General features: G+C 65.9%; 22 protein-coding genes and 2 tRNA genes. 13 read left to right on the forward strand and 11 right to left on the reverse strand.

Annotation, left to right across the window (positions count from 1 at the left end; translation table 11 throughout):
- The 4 genes from mscL to G6N50_RS26170 form a co-directional block, all read right to left on the reverse strand.
- The gene (gene mscL, locus G6N50_RS26155) at positions 1 to 459 is read right to left on the reverse strand and encodes a large-conductance mechanosensitive channel protein MscL (RefSeq protein ID WP_083096879.1); all 459 of its coding nucleotides are present in this window, start codon (positions 457 to 459) and stop codon (positions 1 to 3) included.
- 67 nt (positions 460 to 526) lie between these two features.
- Complete coding sequence (locus G6N50_RS26160; RefSeq protein ID WP_083096881.1) at positions 527 to 1195, reverse strand: SAF domain-containing protein; 669 nt, start codon at positions 1193 to 1195, stop codon at positions 527 to 529.
- Positions 1196 to 1260: 65 nt separating this feature from the next.
- Positions 1261 to 1605: an FmdB family zinc ribbon protein gene (locus G6N50_RS26165; protein WP_083096882.1), complete on the reverse strand. Its 345-nt coding sequence runs from the start codon at positions 1603 to 1605 to the stop codon at positions 1261 to 1263.
- An 88-nt stretch (positions 1606 to 1693) separates the two neighbouring features.
- Entirely contained in the window at positions 1694 to 2293 is a 600-nt protein-coding gene (locus G6N50_RS26170) for a 5-formyltetrahydrofolate cyclo-ligase (RefSeq protein ID WP_083096883.1), read from the reverse strand.
- 75 nt (positions 2294 to 2368) lie between these two features.
- Here G6N50_RS26170 and G6N50_RS26175 point away from each other — a divergent pair, with 75 nt between their 5' ends.
- From G6N50_RS26175 to G6N50_RS26195, 5 genes are all read left to right on the forward strand, one after another.
- Positions 2369 to 3280, forward strand: coding sequence for a UTP--glucose-1-phosphate uridylyltransferase (locus G6N50_RS26175; RefSeq protein WP_083096885.1), 912 nt, complete (start codon positions 2369 to 2371; stop codon positions 3278 to 3280).
- A 127-nt stretch (positions 3281 to 3407) separates the two neighbouring features.
- Positions 3408 to 4697 (forward strand): molybdotransferase-like divisome protein Glp, encoded by a 1290-nt coding sequence (gene glp, locus G6N50_RS26180; protein WP_083096887.1) that lies wholly within the window; start codon positions 3408 to 3410, stop codon positions 4695 to 4697.
- Positions 4698 to 4715: 18 nt separating this feature from the next.
- Positions 4716 to 5369, forward strand: coding sequence for a GNAT family N-acetyltransferase (locus G6N50_RS26185; RefSeq protein WP_179970067.1), 654 nt, complete (start codon positions 4716 to 4718; stop codon positions 5367 to 5369).
- Positions 5370 to 5585: 216 nt separating this feature from the next.
- Positions 5586 to 6650 carry a divisome protein SepX/GlpR gene (sepX, locus tag G6N50_RS26190; RefSeq protein WP_083096919.1) on the forward strand — a complete coding sequence of 355 codons (1065 nt, stop codon included), beginning with the start codon at positions 5586 to 5588 and terminating at the stop codon, positions 6648 to 6650.
- A 50-nt stretch (positions 6651 to 6700) separates the two neighbouring features.
- Positions 6701 to 6776: transfer RNA gene (locus G6N50_RS26195), tRNA-Ala, on the forward strand.
- Between the two features lie 134 nt (positions 6777 to 6910).
- Here the strand turns inward: G6N50_RS26195 and G6N50_RS26200 are convergent.
- Positions 6911 to 7546 carry a hypothetical protein gene (locus tag G6N50_RS26200; RefSeq protein ID WP_142275633.1) on the reverse strand — a complete coding sequence of 212 codons (636 nt, stop codon included), beginning with the start codon at positions 7544 to 7546 and terminating at the stop codon, positions 6911 to 6913.
- 33 nt (positions 7547 to 7579) lie between these two features.
- Between G6N50_RS26200 and G6N50_RS29615 the strand changes: the two genes are divergently transcribed.
- From G6N50_RS29615 to G6N50_RS26210, 3 genes are all read left to right on the forward strand, one after another.
- Positions 7580 to 7750: a hypothetical protein gene (locus tag G6N50_RS29615; protein ID WP_232068836.1), complete on the forward strand. Its 171-nt coding sequence runs from the start codon at positions 7580 to 7582 to the stop codon at positions 7748 to 7750.
- A 35-nt stretch (positions 7751 to 7785) separates the two neighbouring features.
- Positions 7786 to 7850 (forward strand) — tRNA-Ala (locus G6N50_RS26205).
- A 438-nt stretch (positions 7851 to 8288) separates the two neighbouring features.
- Positions 8289 to 8981 carry a hypothetical protein gene (locus tag G6N50_RS26210; RefSeq protein WP_142275634.1) on the forward strand — a complete coding sequence of 231 codons (693 nt, stop codon included), beginning with the start codon at positions 8289 to 8291 and terminating at the stop codon, positions 8979 to 8981.
- A 341-nt stretch (positions 8982 to 9322) separates the two neighbouring features.
- On the opposite strand, the gene G6N50_RS26215 is transcribed toward G6N50_RS26210, so the two are convergent.
- Both G6N50_RS26215 and G6N50_RS26220 read right to left on the reverse strand, forming a co-directional pair.
- A complete protein-coding gene (locus G6N50_RS26215) occupies positions 9323 to 10069 on the reverse strand; it encodes a hypothetical protein (RefSeq protein WP_083096894.1) in 747 nt (248 codons plus the stop codon).
- On the reverse strand, positions 10069 to 10785 hold the full coding sequence (locus G6N50_RS26220; RefSeq protein WP_083096896.1) for a Sua5/YciO/YrdC/YwlC family protein: 717 nt from the start codon (positions 10783 to 10785) through the stop codon (positions 10069 to 10071). Before G6N50_RS26220 ends, G6N50_RS26215 begins: the two co-directional genes overlap by 1 nt.
- A 361-nt stretch (positions 10786 to 11146) precedes the next feature.
- On the opposite strand from G6N50_RS26220, the gene G6N50_RS26225 reads away from it, so the two are divergent.
- Both G6N50_RS26225 and G6N50_RS26230 read left to right on the forward strand, forming a co-directional pair.
- Positions 11147 to 11980: a hypothetical protein gene (locus G6N50_RS26225; protein WP_083096898.1), complete on the forward strand. Its 834-nt coding sequence runs from the start codon at positions 11147 to 11149 to the stop codon at positions 11978 to 11980.
- 220 nt (positions 11981 to 12200) lie between these two features.
- Positions 12201 to 12812: a cation transporter gene (locus G6N50_RS26230; protein ID WP_083096899.1), complete on the forward strand. Its 612-nt coding sequence runs from the start codon at positions 12201 to 12203 to the stop codon at positions 12810 to 12812.
- Between the two features lie 4 nt (positions 12813 to 12816).
- Here G6N50_RS26230 and G6N50_RS26235 read toward each other — a convergent pair whose 3' ends face one another.
- Genes G6N50_RS26235 through G6N50_RS26245 form a run of 3 tightly spaced genes read right to left on the reverse strand, consistent with a single transcriptional unit; the run spans position 12817 to position 16167 of the window.
- Positions 12817 to 13854, reverse strand: a complete 1038-nt coding sequence (locus G6N50_RS26235; protein WP_083096901.1) for a cation diffusion facilitator family transporter — start codon at positions 13852 to 13854, stop codon at positions 12817 to 12819.
- On the reverse strand, positions 13851 to 14246 hold the full coding sequence (locus tag G6N50_RS26240) for an ArsR/SmtB family transcription factor (protein WP_083096902.1): 396 nt from the start codon (positions 14244 to 14246) through the stop codon (positions 13851 to 13853). Before G6N50_RS26240 ends, G6N50_RS26235 begins: the two co-directional genes overlap by 4 nt.
- Before the next feature lie 49 nt (positions 14247 to 14295).
- Positions 14296 to 16167, reverse strand: a complete 1872-nt coding sequence (locus G6N50_RS26245; RefSeq protein WP_232069020.1) for a heavy metal translocating P-type ATPase — start codon at positions 16165 to 16167, stop codon at positions 14296 to 14298.
- Positions 16168 to 16338: 171 nt separating this feature from the next.
- Between G6N50_RS26245 and G6N50_RS26250 the strand changes: the two genes are divergently transcribed.
- Positions 16339 to 16692 (forward strand): ArsR/SmtB family transcription factor, encoded by a 354-nt coding sequence (locus G6N50_RS26250; RefSeq protein ID WP_067834241.1) that lies wholly within the window; start codon positions 16339 to 16341, stop codon positions 16690 to 16692.
- An 11-nt stretch (positions 16693 to 16703) separates the two neighbouring features.
- Here the strand turns inward: G6N50_RS26250 and G6N50_RS26255 are convergent, their stop codons facing one another.
- On the reverse strand, positions 16704 to 17312 hold the full coding sequence (locus G6N50_RS26255) for a TetR/AcrR family transcriptional regulator (RefSeq protein WP_083096920.1): 609 nt from the start codon (positions 17310 to 17312) through the stop codon (positions 16704 to 16706).
- 90 nt (positions 17313 to 17402) lie between these two features.
- Between G6N50_RS26255 and G6N50_RS26260 the strand changes: the two genes are divergently transcribed.
- A complete protein-coding gene (locus tag G6N50_RS26260) occupies positions 17403 to 18572 on the forward strand; it encodes an aromatic ring-hydroxylating oxygenase subunit alpha (RefSeq protein WP_142275635.1) in 1170 nt (389 codons plus the stop codon).
- Positions 18573 to 18654: 82 nt separating this feature from the next.
- Entirely contained in the window at positions 18655 to 19788 is a 1134-nt protein-coding gene (locus G6N50_RS26265; protein ID WP_083096907.1) for a M42 family metallopeptidase, read from the forward strand.
- Positions 19789 to 19930 lie beyond the last annotated feature (142 nt).

Consider the following 19930-nt stretch of genomic DNA (forward strand, 5'->3'; position numbering starts at 1 on the left):
TTATTTCGATTCGGCTTCCGCGCGGGGGCCGTGCTCCGGTGGGGGCGTGGTGGTCACACCACCGTGTCTGCCCGACGAATCGCCATTGGTTTGCGCGAGCAGGTCGCGGATCTCCTTGAGCAGGACGACCTGCGCGTCGTCGGCCGGCTCCACCTCACCGCGTTTGCGCAGCGTGGTGTACGGCAGCACCACCACGAAGTAGACCACCGCGGCGATGATCACGAAGTTGATCGCGGCCGACAGGACGTTGTTCAGGTCGATGGCTTGACCGCCACCGATACCGATCCGCAGGATGCCGATGTTGGACTGCTGGTTGACACCGATGCGGTTGATCAACGGTTTGATGATGTTGTCCGTGAACTGCGTGACCAGGGCGGTGAAAGCGGTACCGATGACCACCGCAGTGGCCAGGTCGATGATGTTGCCCCGCGAGAGAAACTCCTTGAACCCTTTGAGCATTCGGGATGGCCTTTCTGGGACTGGACAGAGTTTGCTGTCGGCTGGCAGACCAACAACGGCCAGGCACTCAGTGCAGGGTGAGCGTCACGGTCTGGCCCAGTGCCGACCCTGCCACCGTGTTCGCCACACGAGCCGGCAGCGCAACTAACACTACGCGGTCACCGTCGGTGGCTTGAATTTTTTCTTTGGCCGAGACCAGCACCACCACGGCGTCGGTGGCCACCACCTTGGGGGCGGCCCGGGAGCCGTCCGGTGAACTGCCGGCCGGCGCTGCCAGCACGTCGACCACGTCACCGACCCGGACGAGGTCGAGCAGGGCGCCGTCCGCCAGATGCAGCGGCACGATCCGGGCCCCGGGCCCCGCCGTCGACTCCGCCAGCCGGCTACCCAGCAACCGGACGTCGGTCAGCACCTCGCCCCGCCTGGTCGGGCCGGCCAGCGTCAGACCCACCACGGCATTCAGCTCGGCTCGCGCCCCATCGGGAATCGTTGCGGCCAAACGCTTTTCGATCCGAACATCGGCGAAAGTCAGCGCGGCGCCGGGCCGCAGGTCATGGTCGGCCACCACCACCTGCGCGTAGTCACCGGCGGGGTTGGAGCGCAGCGTCGCGATTCCGGCCAGCACGACGAGCCCGCCCGCAGCGATGCGACGTGCCAGCACGGTACGAGTCCAGTCCGGGCGCAACCACAGCGACAGGCGGCTCAACAGGCTTGGGTTCAGCGATGATTCGCCCACTCCGTAACGGTAGGCGTAACCCGGTGTTCGGGCTGACGGCCGGCGGGGCCGGTGTGGATAACCGCTTAGTTGGTCGCGGCGGCGGTGGATGTGGTGGAGCTGCTGCTCGACTTGTCACCCGAGCTCGAGCTCGACTTCTCGCCCGAGCTGGACTTCTCGCTGGAGCTCGAGCCGTTCGCTCCCGACTCGCTCGACGAGGAGCCGTTGCTCGGGCTCGACGACTTCTTGCCGGACTCGCGGCTGTCGGTGCGGTAGAAGCCGCTGCCCTTGAACACCACGCCGACGGAGTTGAAGCGCTTGCGCAGCCGCCCGGAGCAGCGTTTGCAGGTGGTCAGCGCGTCGTCGGTGAAGGCCTGCACGATGTCGAAGCGATCCTCGCACTCGGTGCACTGATAGCTGTAAGTCGGCACAAAAACCTCCGGATGATTCCAAACCTGGTTAGCACTCTAGCGTCTCAAGTGCTAGAACCGCCACGTGACATGTCTCATTCCCGATATGTCAGTGCGAAGCGAGATCGATCAACCCCTGCCGGGGGGTGAGCGCGTGGGTCATGTGGATGTCGTGCGGATCGGCCGGTAGTTCGTCGAGCACTTCAGCGTCGCGGACGACCGCGATCAGCCGCGCGTGGGGGTCGCGCCCGCCCAGCGAGCAGTCGTAGAAGCCCCGGCCGCGGCCCAGCCGGACCCCGCGGCGGTCCACGGCCAGCGCCGGCACCAGCACCACGCCGGCCTCCGTCAGAGCCGAGGCCGGCAGCCACGGCTGCGGCGGTTCGAGCAACCCCCACCGCGCGGTGGTCAGCGTGCCGGGCCGGTATTCGCCCCAGGACAGCGGCAACGGCGCGTTGTCGGCGGCGGTCCGCGCGACCGGCAGCAGCACTCGTCCGGCCCGCCGCAGCAGCGTGTTGAGCATCTCGATCGACCCCGGCTCGGTGCCCACCGGAACGTAGGCGCAGACCGTGGTCCCGCTGGTCACGACGCCGTCCAGGGCGTCCAGATGCTCACACACCTGCCGTGCCTCCGCGGCGCGAACGTCGTCGGCGACGCGGCGCCGGGCGGCGAGCAGCTGGTCGCGCAACGCGGCTTTGCTGGTGGTCGCCATGCGTCAACCATGACAGCCAGGTCTTTCGCCGCGCCACACGACTCGGCGATGGGGATGCGGGTTATCGTGTGAACGATGTCTTGCCCAAACGTGGTGGTGCCACGCACTGCAGTCGTGCCCGCCGCGGGTCTCGGTACCCGCTTCTTGCCGGCGACCAAAACGGTCCCCAAGGAGCTGTTGCCGGTTGTCGATACGCCCGGCATCGAGCTGGTCGCCGCCGAGGCGGCCGAGGCCGGTGCCGAGCGCCTGGTGATCATCACCTCGGAGGGCAAGGACGGCGTCGTCGCGCACTTCGTCGAAGACCTGGTGCTGGAAAGCACCTTGGAGGAGCGCGGCAAGACGGCGATGCTCGACAAGGTTCGGCGCGCGCCGCAGCTGATCAAGGTTGAATCCGTCGTCCAGAGCGAGCCGCTGGGCCTGGGGCACGCGATCGGCTGCGTGGAGTCGCGGCTGGCCGACGACGAGGACTCCATCGCGGTGCTGCTGCCCGACGACCTGGTGCTGCCGACGGGGGTGCTGGGGACGATGTCGAAGGTGCGGGCGCACTACGGCGGCACGGTGTTGTGCGCTATCGAGGTGACGCCCGAAGAGGTCAGCGCCTACGGCGTTTTCGACGTCGAGCCGATTCCCGACGATGACAACCCCGACGTGCTCAAGGTCAAGGGCATGGTGGAGAAGCCGAGGGCCGAGGACGCCCCGTCGCTGTTCGCGGCGGCCGGTCGTTACGTGCTCGACCGCGCCATCTTCGATGCGTTGCGCCGCATCGAGCGCGGGGCCGGCGGCGAAGTACAGCTCACCGACGGGATCGCGTTGCTGATCGCGGAGGGCCACCCGGTGCATGTGGTCGTGCATCGCGGATCTCGACACGACTTGGGAAATCCTGGCGGCTACCTCAAGGCTGCGGTTGACTTTGCATTGGATCGTGACGACTACGGCCCGGATTTGCGGCAATGGTTGGTGGCGCGATTGGGCCTGGCCGAGCAGTAGCCGGGCGAGAACCCGGCTGGCGGACGACGGCGAGCCGGCGGAACGCGTAGCGGTCCCGGGCGGGGATGCCCCGCCTGCGCAGTGAGCGGGTCGCCCCACGCGCGGCCCGACGGCAGAGAGGCGCGCTGTGCGTTCGGTGGAAGAGCAGCAGGCCCGGATCACCGCGGCCGCGGTGGCTCCGCGGCCGATACGTGTGGCGATCGCCGAGGCGCAGGGATTGCTGTGCGCCGAGGAAGTGGTCACCGAACGCCCGATGCCCGGCTTCGATCAGGCCGCGATCGATGGCTACGCGGTGCGCAGCGTCGACGTCCTCGGCGTCGGCGAGGTGGGCAGCGACAGTCTGCCCGCGCCGTTCGACGAGTCGGGCGAGGGTGACGGGCGTGAGGGCCTGGTGCTGCCGGTGATGGGCATGGTCGAGGCCGGGTCGCGCACCCCCAGCCGGTTGCAGCCGCGCCAGGCCGTGCGCGTGCAAACCGGAGCCCCGCTGCCCACGCTGGCCGACGCGGTCCTGCCGATGCGGTGGACCGACGGCGGGACGCAGCGCGTGCGGATCCTGCGGGGTGCGCCGTCGGGCGCCTACGTGCGCCGCACCGGCGACGACGTGCAGCCAGGTGACGTGGCGGTGCGCTCCGGGACGGTGATCGGGGCGGCTCAGGTCGGGCTGCTGGCCGCGGTCGGGCGCGAACGAGTGCTGGTCCATCCGCGGCCGCGGGTGACGATCATGGCGCTGGGCGGCGAGCTGGTCGACATCTCGCGCACCCCGGGCAACGGCCAGGTCTACGACGTCAACTCCTATGCGTTGGCGGCCGCGGCCCGGGATGCCGGTGCGGAGGTAAACCGCGTCGGGATCGTCGGCGGCGGGCCCCGGGAGCTCCGCGAGATCGTCGAGGGCCAGATCAATCGCGCCGAGATGATCGTGATCGCCGGCGCGGTCGGCGGCGCCGCGGCCGAGGCGGTGCGGCAGGTGCTTGCCGAGCTCGGGGAGATAGAGGTGGTGCGGGTCGCGATGCATCCGGGATCTATCCAGGGTTTCGGGCAGCTGGGCCGGGAGGGCGTTCCGACGTTCCTGTTGCCGGCCAACCCGGTGAGTGCGTTGGTGGTTTTCGAGGTGATGGTCCGCCCGCTGATCCGGTTGTCGCTGGGCAAGCGTCAGCCGATGCGCCGCATCGTGCAGGCGCGCACGCTGTCGCCCATCACGTCGGTGGCCGGGCGCAAGGGCTTCCTGCGCGGCCAGCTGATGCGCGACCAGGAAAGCGGGGAGTATCTGGTGCAGGCGCTCGGTGGCGCCCCGGGCGCGTCGTCGCACCTGCTGGCCACTCTCGCAGAAGCGAACTGTCTGGTCGTGGTGCCCAGCGGTGCGGAGCAGATTCGCACCGGCGAAATCGTCGACGTCGCCTTCCTGGCCCAGCGCGGCTGAGCGAAACGACTGCACGCGGTGAACCTGTTGCGTTCCACGTCCCGTCATCCAGGCTGGCCCATGAGCGTCGGGCCGCTGCGGGTGCCGGCCGGTGTTGTCCGGTTGCGGGCGGTGCGGCTGCGCGATGGCGCGCAGTGGAGCCGGATCCGGCTGGCCGATCGCGCGCATCTGGAACCGTGGGAGCCCAGCTCCGAGGGCGACTGGACGACCCGCCACGCGGTGGCCGCCTGGCCGGCGTTGTGTTCGGGTCTGCGCGCCGAGGCGCGGCAGGGGCGGATGTTGCCCTACGTCATCGAACTCGACGGGCGGTTCTGCGGCCAGCTGACCATCGGCAATGTCACCCACGGGGCATTGCGGTCGGCGTGGATCGGCTATTGGGTGCCGCGGTCGGCCACCGGTGGGGGTGTGGCCACCGCGGCGCTGGCGCTGGGCTTGGATCACTGCTTCGGACCGGTCATGTTGCATCGGGTGGAGGCCACCGTGCGCCCGGAGAACGCCGCGAGCCGCGCCGTCCTGGCGAAGGTGGGGTTCCGCCAGGAAGGCCTGTTACAGCGCTACCTCGAGGTCGACAAGGCGTGGCGGGATCACCTGCTGATGGCCATCACCGTCGAAGAGGTCAACGGATCGGTGGCATCGACGCTGGTCCGCGCCGGTAACGCCAGCTGGGTGTGACCGTTCGTCCGTAGCGGCCCGGGTTTTGACGCGGCCTTCGGGGGCTCACGGGGGGAGTCCGAATCGTTGTCGATCTGGGGCTACCGCGACACGAGTGACTCGTGGTGCTTGTGAGAGCCAAATTACAGGTGTGTAATTGTCCTGGTCAGTACGACCCGGCCGCGTTGGCCAACGATGGGCTTCGCGGGGGATGGATACCGAAGAGAGCAGGTCATCATGCCAAGCATCCCGCAGTCATTGTTGTGGATATCGCTCGTGGTGCTGTGGCTGTTCGTCTTGGTGCCGATGCTCGTCAGCAAGCGCGACGCGGTGCGACGCACCAGCGACGTCGCCTTGGCGACCCGGGTGCTCAACGGCGGGGGCAACTCCCGGCTGATCAAGCGCAGCGGTCCGGCCGCCGGGCACCGCAGCGACCCGAACTGGACACCGCCGGAAGAAGACTCGGCCGACACCGACCTCGACGAGGAGCGCGACCTCTCCGAGGATGAAGACCGCGACCACGAGGTGGACGACGACCCCGTCACCGACGAGCTGAGCCGCCGCCGTCCCGTCGTGATGAGGATGGCCGTCGCCGAAGCAGGCGAGCCCGACTACCTCGACGTCGATGTGGTCGAGGATTCCCACGTACTTCCGGTGGGCGTCAGCGATGCTGCCGCCGAGCCGGAGACGGCCGAGATCGAGCCCGCCGAAGACGACGAGGCCGACACCGAGGCCGTCGCCAAGAACGGCGACGAGGTCGAGGACAGCTACGAGTACGTCGAGGACTCGTCGGGGCTGGAGCCCGCCGACGAGGACGACGAGGCCGACGAGGAGGCGCCGGCGCCGATGCCGCGGAATGCTTCGCGGCGGCGCCGGTTCGACAACAAGACCGCCGCCGCGGTCAGCGCCCGCAAGTACGCCTTCCGCAAGAAGGTGCTGATGGTGATGGCGGTCATCCTGGTCGGCTCGGCCACCGCGGCGTTCAAGATCTCGCCGACCGGCTGGTGGGTGTGTGGCACCGCGACCGCGATCACCCTGCTGTACCTGGGCTACCTGCGGCGCCAGACGCGCATCGAGGAGAAGGTGCGCCACCGCCGGATGAAGCGGATGGCGCGGGCGCGACTGGGCGTGGAGAACGCCTACGACCGCGACTACGACGTGGTCCCGTCGCGGCTGCGGCGCCCCGGCGCGGTGGTCCTGGAGATCGACGACGAGGACCCCGTCTTCGAGCACCTGGACTACGCGATGGCGATGCGGACCTTCGGTTGGCCCAGGGACCTGCCGCGCGCCGTCGGCGAATAGGGCTCGCGGTTCGGCGGTTGGAGCCGCGGCTGGTAGCCTGCTAGCGACCAGGGGCTATGGCGCAGTTGGTAGCGCGACTCGTTCGCATCGAGTAGGTCAGGGGTTCGATTCCCCTTAGCTCCACCAGAATTCACCGAGCTAGACACGGCTCTTCGCGTTAGCCAAGGGGAGAGCCTAGGCTCTTTAGTACGCAGTGGGTACGCAGGAGGCGGGGGCGAACCGCCCGCAAGGAGCATTTGACGACGGTTCGGGCGTGACGCTCATGGCCGCTCACAACTCCAGTTGTTGGCGAAGGTGACACAGTTGTCCGCCAGCGCCCAGATCTGGTTCTTGTGCTTCTCGCCCTCGGTGCTGAAGCGGTTGAAGTAGTCACCGCTGAAGTTGAACTTGGCCATCGTGTCGTGCGAGTAGACCAAGGTGGCCGCGGCAGCATTGTGGCAGTTGCCATAGGGATCGCACATGTCTCCGGTGATGGTCACGACAACGCTTGTCGCATCGGGGAAAGAGGCCTGCGCCACCTTGAGAACGGCCACGGTGTCTGTCTTGGCATCCCCTTCGCCAGACCCCTCGTTGAAGGTGACCCGCTCAGTCCCATCGGGATCTTTGCTCCAGTGTGCATCGATGGACGGGGTGTTGCCCTGCGGGTTGGGCACCGGAGGATTATTGGGGTCCGGTGGGGATGTCGTCGCCGTGGGCGTGTTTTTGGCAGCCGCCGAGGGTGTCGTCGCTGTGGGCGTGTTCTTCGCAGCCGCCGAGGGTGTTGAGGATGCGGTGGACGAGTTGTTGCCACCGGAGTGGTTGCAGGCCCCCACAATGACAAAGAACAAGAACACCCCACCGACTAGCCACGGCCACTTCTTCTTCTTCTTCTTCGGCTCGATCCGGTCGACGGCCACAGGTCCTCCCTCCCGGGCCCCGGCACCCTGCCGGTGGCTGACCTGACGGTACTGCGCCCATCAGATCTGACGGGCGATTTCTCTCTCATCATCGGCTCTGATACCCGCTTGACCATGACAATTAATCGTAACGGCGGGTACGCAATGGGTACGCAGCAGAACTTGCGACGGCTTTCGACGCCCGAACACAACCAACGCCGCTGACCGGCGGTTTCTGTCACAGCCAACACAGCTTGAGCGTGCAAACGCCCAATTGGACTCGTTCGCATCGAGTAGGTCAGGGGTTCGATTCCCCTTAGCTCCACAAAGTTTGAGCAGAGGTTTTGCCTTGCTGCTTGGGTCACGAGGCGGGTGCGTGCCGCGCCGGATTCGATAGGCGCATTCGAATTTGCGGCGACCCGCTGCGCTGCGACGCCGCCGAGGGGCGAAAATCGCCTCCGCCGCGGCCAACGGGAAAGTCGAGGCCGCCGTCGACGGCGCTCTGGACAAGCGCAAGATCACAGCAGCCCGACGTAAGCACTGAGTTTTATTCATCGAGGCCGACTCGGCATGGCCGACGTAATGGTCTGCTGTAGCCAACGAACCGCAACGCCCCTGTCTGGACTCGGCCACAGCGCCAACACCAGCTGCGACCTCGCCGAGAAGCCGCCTGGTTCTCGAACGCCCATAGCTGGGCGGTTGGGTCAAGGCTCTGGTGGCCATGTTGGCCGTTTGAACCGCGTGTGGTCATACGCTCAGTCGCATGCGGGTACGAACGGCGGTAGGTATTGCCGCAGCCTTTCTGACAGTCAAGGCTGGCTTGACAGTTGTCGCGCTATCGGGATGGACGGCAATTCCTGAGCGCCGCTGGCCGGTTAGCCGGTGGCACATTGAGTTAGGCGCTTTGGCGGGGTGGCTAGGTGCTGCTGGATCATTCGTCGCAGCCGTCGTTGCACTCGGCATCGCGAACCGGAGCCGCAAAGACAGTCGCCGCGAGAGCGACGAGGCGCACATGGCGCAAGCACGGCTGGTTCGTATAACGATCGATGGCCTAACCCCTCGACGGGCCTTCGCGGTCGAAGTGGAGAACTGGGGCCACCTGTCAATCCTCGACGTGGCACTGGTGTCGGCATCTTTCGAATCTCCCTACGCGCCGCCAGCCAGGCCGCCTGAAGCTGTCTTCACATCACCAGGACGGCCGATACCGGTCCTGGTGCCAAAATCGAGAGAGGCACTAGCGCAGGCACGGTTCGTGGTCGACTTTCGGGTCGGGGATAGTTCGGCTCTGGTTCGCGACGACGCGGTCGGCTATGACCCGCTGACAGCGGACACCACCAAGGTCTCGGCAACTATCGAGTTCACTGACGCCTACGGCACTCACTGGCAGCAGTCCACCGAGGGGACACCTAAACGCGTGCCTTCCCGGTCGGCCAATACGCTCCACATCGCGTCGTAGCGTCCCTGTCGGAAGCTCTGGGGGTCACCCTGACGCCGATGCTGCAACGAGCTCAAATCTGCCGGCGGCGGAGGCGAACAGCTACTCCTGATCGGTGCGGCGCATGCCTAGAACTGCGGCGCCACCGCTGTATTGCTGCGATGCGATGAAGGTCAGGCCTCGAAGACTCGTTGAGCGCCAAGCTTTTAAAGCGGTCAATCCGGTTCGCAGCTTTAGGCTGGCGCGCCGAAGTGGGTGTTTCACCCGACCGACACCTGATGCGGCGATGCCGGCCGGATCTACCTGCGCGCCGACGGCGGTGCCGTCTGATATGACGTCTGGGTACTAGTGCTGGTGGTCAATTACATTGTGTCGACGCGGATGCCGCGAGTGTTCGATGATTTCTTGCGTGGGTGTCGGCGTAGCATCGCCAAACCGTCCAAGGACGAACGCAAGTCGTCGTTGCCCAGTGTGGTCGAGTGTTCGGAGTCCCGATCGGGCATCAATTGCATTATTCTGTCGAGCAATTGGAGGTCACCGCGAGCGGCGGCGATCGATACCGCCTTTGCGAATGGTCGGGCGAGCGCCGACCGGAGGCGCATCCGCTCATCCGCCTCTCGTGCATTCTGAACTAGACGGCATTGCATATGCACGATGACGCAGAAATAGGACGCTATGGTGAGGAGGCAGAATCCAGCTGCCAGCCCGTCGCTACCGGAGAGTCTGTACACCGCGACCGCGCCGAAAATGCAAATAGCCAACGATGCAGACATCATGAGCTTGACTAGCGCTGACATCATCGGCGTCAAGATGGCTGCGGTCGAGGCGATTTCAGATTCAAGACTTCGGTGAAGCCCTTGAGAATCGATGGTGCCTACGAATTCTGCCTCGAGCTCGCGGAGGAAATCGGCTTCTTCAGCCTTCCGTGCGGTCATATGGAGCGCGCGAAGCGTGTTTGCTCCGACCTGAGCCTTGACGGGATCGCTGCTCTTAAGCAGATCCTCGGCGAATGCGAGCTGCAATCTTTGCTCATCGCTTAATGCGATCGGCGCGATGTCTCTGAGCTCTTCAAGAACTGCTTCGAGCTCGATTCGTTCACTGGTGTTCATTAGGTGACGTCCTCAATCTCTCGGGGCGTCCATGGAGTACTGGCAACGCGTCGAACTAACTTGTCAGCGACAGCACCGGATCTGATGACCTCCAGAACGCTAAAGCGTCCGTCTTTGCGATTACGGACCACCGTGGACAGGTCGCTGTTCTTCGCCCGGGCTCGGTCCCGCACTTCCATGATGCGCTGCCGGATGTTCAAACGGCGCATGCGATTTCGTAGGTAATTGGTAGCCTCCTCGACACTCTCCGCCGGCCTGCCATCAACGTTGATCGCCGCAGTCACAACGGGGCCGCCTAACAGCTTGGCGACGCGCGCTTCGTCCTTGCTGCTCGAGACCCGCACTCCGAGCGTCTGCCCATCGGCGTTTAGAGCTCTGGAGAGTCGTTGCGCAACGGGATCGGCCGCTGCACGGCTAACCAGGGTTATCCGGCCGGGCACGAGGCCATCGAGGATCCGCAGGTCCGAAGCCGAAGGCTCGAGCCACCGCATTGCGGACTGTGTGTCGCAAAAATTGACCGAATATGGCGTTACTGCGTGGTCGAGCAGCACGTCCAGCTGGCGCAATGTCGGCAGCGAAAATGCGCGACAGATCGCCGCGGGCACCGTATCCGAGCGAAGTACGGCAATTCCTCCAAGGCCGAGGTGGTGGCACACGTCTCGAGGATCTGACGCTACGGCCAAAATTTCGTCATCGAATAGGGGATCAGCGGACATGGTCGCCTCCGTCGGCCAAACTGATGCAAACACGCGCTGCGCGCGCTCGACTCGTGAACGAGTCGCTGTTGACGGGCCTCTCGGCTGTGAAGCCGATGCGTCGCCGCAAGTCCGTAAGTGCCGCAGTGTAATTCGGCGACCTTACAGCTTGTTCGTGCAAGAGAACCAACGACTCCATCATGCCGGGTATGTAGTGGGCCGTCAAGTGTTTGGAGTCTATTACTTTCCAAACAGGGCTGGGCCGAGATCAGGTCAACCGGGAACAAGATACTGTTACTATCCATAGCGCCTGACGGCGCGAATGCCGTGTACGTTGCGGTCGTAGGAGCCGTTCGAATGCCTGGCGAAGGGACTATGGCCAATGGTTGAATTTAGGTATCGCGCCAGCGTCCGCAAGTTCAAGTCGGAAACCGCAAAGCGCACTGCGCGTAAGCAACGGCGAGTCCGAGAGCTGCGAGCCGATGCAGTAAAAGACAAGCGCCGCTATAAGACTCGGTTGGCGTATTTTCGCGCGTTCCTGGAACTCGCGCGGGACCCGAGTACTGAATCAATCACCGTCGCAAAGCTGTGCGAGCGATGCGAGATCCAAGAGGCGGCATTTCACAAGCGGTTTCCGAAGGACCCCGACGGGCTGCGACCGTTGCAACGGTTCACGTTGGTGGCGGTTGAAGAGTTGACTCACGCGACGCTACGCGAGGTGAGACTGATGATGGAGAAACGCGAGGGCGATTCGGACGAGCCCACGGGGCGTCTCGACCGTCTGACTATGACGATCGCCGTCCTCGTCCACTACATGACGCGTTACCAGCGGTTGTTCAACGTCGAGGGTATCGTCCCGCGTGAAGTCATCCTTACGCTGAGCGACGTGCTCGCCCAGGCGATCATCTGGACTGACCCGCTGAGCCGGCAGCAGAAAGCCGATTTCACCAGAATGGCGAAGTACCATGCCGCAGCTCTGGTCGGCATCATTCGCTCAGGGTTGGGGGAGGAGGTTGACCGCGCCGAATACGTTGGTTCTCTCACACATGCGATGGTGGCGCAGATGCTGCCTCCGTTGCTCATCCAATATGGTGATGCGGACTTAGATCGCGGCCTTGAGATGGCTGAGCGGATCGAGCCGGCAACCCTGAAGATTATGGATAGCCACGCAGCCCGGCGCCTAGCGGCATTGATCGGGCGTGAGCTGGCTAGGTAAGTTCCGCCGGTGGAGGGCGCAGATACCTCCACCCGTCAGAGTTTTGGTTGAGGCAGAGCGTTCTGTTTCGCCCCACGCTGTGTCCGCATTGTGTACAAAGTGAATCCAGACAGGTGATCGTACCTCAGGCATTCAGCTTGACCAGTTCAGAACGCTTGGCAAGCACCGACTGCGAAGTGCGCGTGTCGGGAAGCCATCAGCGCATGTGACACTGGTTCCGATGAGCCAGCTCAACGATGCCGCCCGCCGGTCCCTCTTGCGGCGCGGATTCGCCCTCGAATACGCGACGCTGGCCTGGAACGTGGTGGGCGCCGGCATCCTCGCGGTAGCGGCCATCCGGGCTAAATCGGTGGCACTGGCCGGTTTTGGCCTGGACTCGCTGATCGAAATCGCCGCCTCACTCGTCGTCGTCTGGGAACTCTCCGGAACCGGCGCGGCCCGCCAACGCTTTGCGTTGCGTCTCATCGGTGTCGGGTTCGCGGCGCTGGCGCTCTACCTGCTGGTGCAGTCCACGTTCGTCCTGGTCGCTCAATATCGGCCCGAGCACTCGTCATTGGGCATCGCCTGGACGGCGATCACGGCCGCGGTCATGTTCGCGCTCGCGGCCGGCAAGGCCCGAACCGGCGCCGCGCTCGGCAATCCGGTGCTCACCACCGAAGGCCGGGTGACCCTCATCGACGGCCTGCTGGCCGCCGCGGTGCTCGGCGGTCTGTTGCTGAACAGCCTCATCGGCTGGTGGTGGGCCGACCCCCTCGCCGGCTACGTACTGTTTTTCTACGCAGTGCGCGAGGTCAAGGAGATCTTCTTCAACTCCGCGCCCGAGGATCGCTGACGGCCTACGCCCTGTGGCGGTGCTCCTCTGCGGCGTTCCCCTCGTGGGCGGGATAGGCGTGGATCATCGCGGTGGTGAGCTTCGGCACCGCATGAATCAGATCGTGTTCGGAGTCGTGGGCGATGCGGTGCGCATCGGCCAGGCTCAGCGACGGGTCGACGTCGAGTTCGGCATCGGCGTGCAGTCGGTGCCCGATCCAGCGCATCCGCACACTGTGCACCGACAGCACCCCGGGCCTTACCGCCAAGACGGCCTCGGCGGTGTCGACCAGTCGGGGGTCGACGCCATCGATCAGGCGGCGGAACACATCACGCAGGGCCGTGCGCAAGACGGCCAGGATGGCCAGCGTGATGACTAGGCCGATGATCGGGTCGGCCAGCGGAAACCCCAGTGCCACACCGGCTGCACCGACGAGCACGGCCAGCGAGGTGAATCCGTCGGTGCGAGCGTGCAACCCGTCGGCGGTCAGCGCCGCCGAGCCGATGCGTCTGCCCACTCTGATCCGGTAGAGCGCCACCCACTCGTTCCCGATGAACCCGGCCAGGCCGGCGAGGGCAACCCAGCCGACATGATCGATGGTTCGCGGGTGGATGAGCCGTGTGACGGCTTCGTAGCCGGCGATGACGGCCGACGACGTGATCATCGCGACGACGAACAGGCCCGCGAGGTCTTCGACGCGGCCGAACCCGTAGGTATAGCGGCGGGTGGCGGCCTTGGTGCTGAGCGCGAATGCGATCCATAGCGGCACCGCGGTAAGGGCGTCGGAAAAGTTGTGAATTGTGTCCGCGGCCAACGCGATTGACCGGGAGAAGATCACGATGACGATCTGGGCGGTCGCGGTGACGCCCAGCGCCAGCAGGCTGATCTTGACGGCCCGGATACCCGCCGCGCTGGATTCCAGCTCGCTGTCGACGCTGTCGGCGGCGTCGTGCGAGTGCGGCGCGAAAATGTCCCTGACCGCCCCGCGCAGCCCTTTGTGGTGCTCGTGGTCGTGAGAATGCCCGTCGCCGCCGTGGCTGTGCCCGGCGTCGCGATCGGTCATCGCGCGCTGGCCTTCCGCGGCACCCTGGCGGTCGCGATGCCGCGCACGCCGGGGTCGCCGCGGTGGTGCGAGGGCACACCGGGCCCGGCGTGTTCGGCGTTGAACACCGCGTCGATCACCAACTGGCGGACGTGTTCGTTTTCCAGGCTGTAGAAGATCGTGGTGCCGGCTCGCCGGGTGCGCACCAACCGGGCCATGCGCAGTTTGGCCAGGTGCTGGGAGACCGACGGTGCGGGCTTGTCCACCTTTTCGGCGAGCTCGTTGACCGACGACTCGCCCTCGGTCAGCGCATATAAAACCCGGATCCGGGTGGCGTCGGCCAACATTCGGAAGATTTCGACGATCAACCCGACCTGGTCATCCGCGAGCACCGAATCACTACCTGCGTTCATGCGTAGATAGTAGCTTACGCAGTAAAGCGCTCAGCCATTCGCTCGGCGGCTACCCGGCGGCGGCGCCGCGCCAGGCGCGCCCGCTCAGGAGCCGCAACCCGTTGAGCGCGACGACGACTGTCGAACCTTCGTGGCCCGCGACGCCGAGGGGTAAGGCCAAGTGGCCGACCAGGTCCCAGGCGACGAGCCCGGTGATGAACGTGGCCGCGATGACGAGGTTGGCGATCACGACGCGGCGGGCGCGACGGGCGATCGCGACGACCGCGGGGATGGTGGCGAGTTCGTCCCGGACGGTCACGGCGTCCGCGGTCTCCAGCGTGAGATCGGATCCGCTGCGGCCCATGGCGATTGATGAGTGCGCGGCGGCCATGGCAGGGGCGTCGTTGATGCCGTCGCCGACGAACAGCACGCGATGGCCGTCGTTCTGCAGTCGGCGTACGGCGACGACCTTGTCGTCCGGCAGAAGGTCGGCGCGGACATCGGTGATCCCGACCTGTGCGGCCAGATGTTCCGCCGCCGGCCGGGTGTCTCCGGTCAGCAGGGCAGGCGGGTTGGACGTGATGGCCGCGATCGCGCGGATCGCCTCGTCCGATCCGGGGCGGACGGTGTCGTCGAGTCCGAGAACTCCGATCGCCGTTCCGTCGACGATCACAAGAACGGCGGTCGTACCCCGGAGTTCCAGTCTGTCCGCCGCCGACGGGTTGTGGTGAAACGCTCGCGGGCTCAGAACCTCGATCGTCTGCTGTGCGAGGCGGGCGCGCACGCCGCGACCCGGAAGCGCCTGAAAATCGGTGACTTCGGCACGGGCGAGTCCGTGCCGGCGCGCCGCGGCGACGACCGCGCGCCCCAGGGGATGCTCGCTGAATTGCTCTGCGCTGGCCGCTATTCGGAGGACGTCGTCGTCGGAGTATCGATCGTCGATCGCGGCGATGCTGGTGAGTTGCGGCGTCCCGGTCGTCAGGGTGCCGGTCTTGTCGATGATCACCCGCGTGGTGTCCGCGAGGTGTTCCATGGCGACCGCCGACTTGACCAGGACACCGTGGCGTCCCGCGTTGGCGATCGCCGAGAGCAGCGGCGGCATGGTGGCCAACACCACCGCGCACGGGGATGCCACGATCATGAACGTCATCGCCCGGAGCAACGTAACTCGGAGTTCGGCCCCGAGTAGCAGGGGGACGGCGAACAGGGCGAGCGTCGCCATGACAACGCCCACGGAATAGCGTTGCTCGACCTTCTCGATGAACAGTTGCGTCTTGGCCTTGGTCGCCGACGCCTCGGCGACGAGAGCAACGATGCGGGCGACCACGGTGTCGGACGGGTCTTTGGTGACGCGAACACGAAGTGCCCCAGCACCATTGAGCGTGCCCGCAAACACGTCGTCGCCGATGGACTTGGCGACCGGCATGGGCTCCCCGGTCACCGACGATTGATCTACATCGGAGGCGCCATCGACGACGACACCGTCGGCCGAGACGCGCTCACCGGGGCGCACGCTGACCACGTCACCGACGCGGAGGTCCTCGGCGATGACCGACTCTTCGACCCCGTCGGCGTCGACGCGCACGGCGCGACCGGGTGCCAAGTCGAGCAACCCCTTGACCGAGTCCTCGGTGCGCTTGGTCGCCGCATCCTCCAATGCACCGGACGTGGCGAAAATGACGATCAGCAAAGCCCCGTCGAAGATTTGGCCGATGCTCGCCGCGCCGATGGCGGCCACCACCATGAGCAGGTCAACATCGAGCGTTCGAGAGCGTAACGCCCGCAAGCCTTCCCATGCCGGCATCCAACCGCCGGTGACGTAGCACGCCAGATACAGCGTCCAGCGCAACCACGACGGGCCGCCTATGAGCTGGGCGGCCAGCCCGGCAAGAAACAAGGCCAGCGCAACCGTCGCCCACCGGACGGAGGCGACCGACCACATGCCCAGGAGGGTTGACCGTCGGTTGGCGGCGACGAGCGTGCGCGTCCCCTGTGCGGTGGCAATAGTCATCCAAGCTGCTCCGGACCTCTGGTTCAGATAGTCTGCACATGTATACATGTAAAACTCTACATATATCGTATACATGGATGCGCCCGTGCTTCAATGGATGGCATGGGACACGGAGTCGACGGCAGGGTGACGCCCCCGGCCATGCTCGACCCGGCATCGGCGGGCAAGATCGCCGAGACTCTGCAGGCCCTGGCCTCGCCGAACCGCCTGATGATCCTCACCCGGCTGCGGCAATCGCCGTGCTCGGTCGGGGACTTATCCAGCGCCGTCGGGATGGAACAACCCGCGGTATCGCACCAGCTGCGGCTCTTGCGCGCCCTCGGCCTGGTCGCCGGCGACCGCAACGGCCGCAACATCGTTTACCGCCTGTACGACAACCACGTCGCCCAGCTGCTCGACGAAGCCGTGTACCACATCGAGCACCTGCGTCTCGGGGCCACCGATACGACGGCCTAGCCGCTGACCGCTCAGTGCCGGACGGCGGCGTGGGCGCGCACCGACGGCGCGATCCAGTCCTCGAGGAACCTGCGCAGCTGCGGGCCGGTGCGCGGGGGACGGCCCGGGTCGACGATCAATGACTGCAGGGTGCGCAGCATGATCTCGACCAGTTCGTCGAGCCTGCCCTCGACGAATCCCGCTGCAGCCCAATCGACGTCGAATCGCTGCAAGATCGACCGGCCGAACGAAATGGCCACATCCGACGTGACTCCCGCGGTGAACGCGCTCGCCTTGCCGGGCTGGAACACCAGGCTCAGGTATTTGTCGTGCGCGAGTTGCTCGAAGGTGTAGGCGATGCCCTCGACCACCGCCTCGGTGGGGTCGGTGATCGAACCCAGGTGCGCCGCAAGCCGATCCATGAACCCGTCAACGGACGACAGGGCCGTCGCACCCAACAGCGCCTCGTGGGTGGGGAAGTACCGGTAAATCGTCTGCCGTGTCACGCCGAGGGCCGACGCGACCTCGGACACGCTCACGGTCCCGCGCGCGTCGATCGCGCTGCGCGCCGCGCTCAGGATGCGCGCGACCGCCTCATCGTCGTCGGCCGGGATGTCACCCGACCAGCCGTGCCGGCGCATTGCGTGATCGTCGCACACGCCGGACGCCACCTTGACAATACAAACAATAGTGATTGTATGGTCCGGAACATCGAGGCGAGGGAGACGAGGGTGACGACGATCGACAGCCCGGTGAGCGGCACCGACGAGGCGCTGACGCGGCGCGGCCTGCGCCATGCCCTGGACAAGACGACGGATCTGGCCGAGCGGGAACTGCGGGTGCCGCTGCACTACTACCGCGACCCCAAGATCACCGAGATCGAGGAATCGCAGATTCTGCGCCGGGTGCCGCTGGCCATCCTCCCGTCGGCGCAGGTGCCGAACAAGAACGACTACGTGGTGCGCTCGGTGCTGGGGGATTCGCTGCTGGTCACCCGCGACCGATCCGGGGCCAGTCACGTCCTGCTCAACTACTGCCGGCACCGTGGCGCCATGCCGGCGTGCGGCTCGGGCAACGCCTCGCGCTTCGTCTGCCCGTATCACGCCTGGACCTATCGCAACACGGGCGAGCTGTTCACCGTCCCGGGCAGGGCCGGGTTCGACTCGATGGACACCAAGGACTACGGCCTGGTGGAGCTGCCCTCGGAGGAGCGGCACGGCTTCATCTGGGCGGTGCTGACCGCCGGCGCGACGATCGACCTCGACGCCCATCTCGGTGACTTCGGTGCCGAACTGGCGCTGTGGAACTACGAGTCCTACGGCTACCACACGCAGCGCGAGTTCACGTCCGCCGTTTCATGGAAGGCCGCCCTGGAAGCGTTCGCCGAGGGATACCACTTCCCGTACGTGCACGGCGACAGCCTCATCGGGCAGAACACGCTGGCCAACACCATGGTCTACGACGAATTCGGCAAGCATCACCGGATCGGATTTCCGTTCACCTGGATCACCAACGCGGACACCTACGCCACGGCTTCGCTGGACCCGGTGGCCAACATGGGGGTGATCTATTGGGTGTATCCGAACCTCATCCTGGCCAACAGCCCGGTGGGCGTGGAGATCATCGACATGCTGCCCGCCGGTGAGCCGACCCGCTGCACGGTCCGGCACAGCTGGATGGGCCGCGTCCCCGCCACCAACGACGAGATGAGAGCGGCCTACGACGCGGTCTTCGAAGGCGTGCATGCGGCCGTGCGCGACGAGGACTTCGCCATGCTGCCCCAATGCGGCGAGGGCGTCCGGCATGGCCAGCACGATCACATGATCATTGGGCGCAACGAAATCGCGGTCCAACACATGATCAAGGTGTTCGCCCAGGAACTGGGCGTCGCGCTGGCCTGAGCAGCGGTGTTGCTCCGAGTTGGGTTGCCGCGGGCCGGTGCGGGTATTGATCCTCTGGAAACCCACTGACGGAGAGGATCGGATGGAGCACCGCGACCGCGACTACACCGGCGAGTTGCTGCAAGAACTGTTGTGGACCTACGGGCCGTGCGGGCAGGAGGACGCGGTACGCGCGGTCATCGCCCGCGAACTGCAATCCGTCGTCGACGACATGTGGACCGACGACGCCGGCAACCTGATCGGATACATCGCCGCCAACCCGCCGGCCGGCGATGCCGGGGCGCCCAACCACCGTCACCGCACCGAGTCCATACCCGGCACCGCCACGCGGGTGATGGCGCACATGGACGAACTGTCCATGATCGTCAAGCGCGTGGAATCCGATGGCACACTGCATCTGACGCAGCTGGGCACGATGTACCCGGGAAACTTCGGATTGGGTCCGGTCGCCGTGCTCGGTGACAACGAAACCCTCACCGCCGTACTGACTCTCGGCTCCGAGCACACCACCCAGGAAAGCCCGCGGATCTGGGAGACCAAACCCGATCAGGGCGACCGCTCGCTGGACTGGCATCACGTCTACGTCTTCACCGGCCGCAGCACCGACGAGCTGGCCGCCGCGGGGGTGCACGCCGGCACCCGGGTGTGCGTCGACCGCAGCAAGAGATCGCTGGTCGAGGTCGGCGACTACGTCGGCGCCTACTTCATGGACGACCGTGCCGCTGTGATCGCGCTGCTGCACGCCGCGCGCCAGCTGCGCGAGCGTCAACAGCGGCCCGCCGACGACGTGTACCTGGTGTTCACCACCAACGAGGAGATCGGCGGGGTGGGGGGCACCTACGCCAGCGCCACCCTGCCCGGTGACCTCACCCTCGCCCTGGAGGTCGGTCCCACCGAACGCGAATACGGCACCAGCGTCACCGGCGGGCCGATCATCGGCTACAGCGACGCGTTGTGCGTGTACGACAAGGAGGTTGCCGACTGCCTGCTGAAAATCGCCGCCGACCGGGGGTTGTCGCCGCAGCCGGCGGCACTGGGCGCGTTCGAATCCGACGCGTCGCACTCCAAGGCCGGCGGGCTGGCCGCGCGCGCCGGCCTGCTGTGCCTGCCCACGCTGAGCACCCACGGCTACGAGGTGATCGCTCGCCGCGCCATCGACGACATGGCCACGATCGTGGTCGATTTCGTGCTGGAGCCGAGTCAAAAAATCGTGTGAATCCCGGCCCATAACCGAGCGCGGTGAAGTCGCCGAAAACCCGACAACCGCGCTGGTCAGCCTGTTAGTCTGACGACGCTTTGGGGCCGAACGATGGGATGAACGCGTGGCGGGCGTGGTCTGGCAGCAGTCGACGATGATC

It is taken from the genome of Mycobacterium mantenii (genome assembly GCF_010731775.1).
Taxonomy (GTDB): Bacteria; Actinomycetota; Actinomycetes; order Mycobacteriales; family Mycobacteriaceae; genus Mycobacterium; species Mycobacterium mantenii.

Bases quoted from the DNA above. Each gene is read 5' to 3' on its own strand.
- mscL (WP_083096879.1), bottom strand. From the start codon at position 459: ATGCTCAAAGGGTTCAAGGAGTTTCTCTCGCGGGGCAACATCATCGAC.
- G6N50_RS26170 (WP_083096883.1), bottom strand. From the start codon at position 2,293: ATGGCGACCACCAGCAAAGCCGCGTTGCGCGACCAGCTGCTCGCCGCC.
- G6N50_RS26175 (WP_083096885.1), top strand. From the start codon at position 2,369: ATGTCTTGCCCAAACGTGGTGGTGCCACGCACTGCAGTCGTGCCCGCC.
- sepX (WP_083096919.1), top strand. From the start codon at position 5,586: ATGCCAAGCATCCCGCAGTCATTGTTGTGGATATCGCTCGTGGTGCTG.
- G6N50_RS26210 (WP_142275634.1), top strand. From the start codon at position 8,289: ATGCGGGTACGAACGGCGGTAGGTATTGCCGCAGCCTTTCTGACAGTC.
- G6N50_RS26215 (WP_083096894.1), bottom strand. From the start codon at position 10,069: ATGAACACCAGTGAACGAATCGAGCTCGAAGCAGTTCTTGAAGAGCTC.
- G6N50_RS26220 (WP_083096896.1), bottom strand. From the start codon at position 10,785: ATGTCCGCTGATCCCCTATTCGATGACGAAATTTTGGCCGTAGCGTCA.
- G6N50_RS26225 (WP_083096898.1), top strand. From the start codon at position 11,147: ATGGTTGAATTTAGGTATCGCGCCAGCGTCCGCAAGTTCAAGTCGGAA.
- G6N50_RS26230 (WP_083096899.1), top strand. From the start codon at position 12,201: ATGAGCCAGCTCAACGATGCCGCCCGCCGGTCCCTCTTGCGGCGCGGA.
- G6N50_RS26235 (WP_083096901.1), bottom strand. From the start codon at position 13,854: ATGACCGATCGCGACGCCGGGCACAGCCACGGCGGCGACGGGCATTCT.
- G6N50_RS26240 (WP_083096902.1), bottom strand. From the start codon at position 14,246: ATGAACGCAGGTAGTGATTCGGTGCTCGCGGATGACCAGGTCGGGTTG.
- G6N50_RS26245 (WP_232069020.1), bottom strand. From the start codon at position 16,167: ATGTGGTCGGTCGCCTCCGTCCGGTGGGCGACGGTTGCGCTGGCCTTG.
- G6N50_RS26250 (WP_067834241.1), top strand. From the start codon at position 16,339: ATGGGACACGGAGTCGACGGCAGGGTGACGCCCCCGGCCATGCTCGAC.
- G6N50_RS26255 (WP_083096920.1), bottom strand. From the start codon at position 17,312: ATGCGCCGGCACGGCTGGTCGGGTGACATCCCGGCCGACGACGATGAG.
- G6N50_RS26265 (WP_083096907.1), top strand. From the start codon at position 18,655: ATGGAGCACCGCGACCGCGACTACACCGGCGAGTTGCTGCAAGAACTG.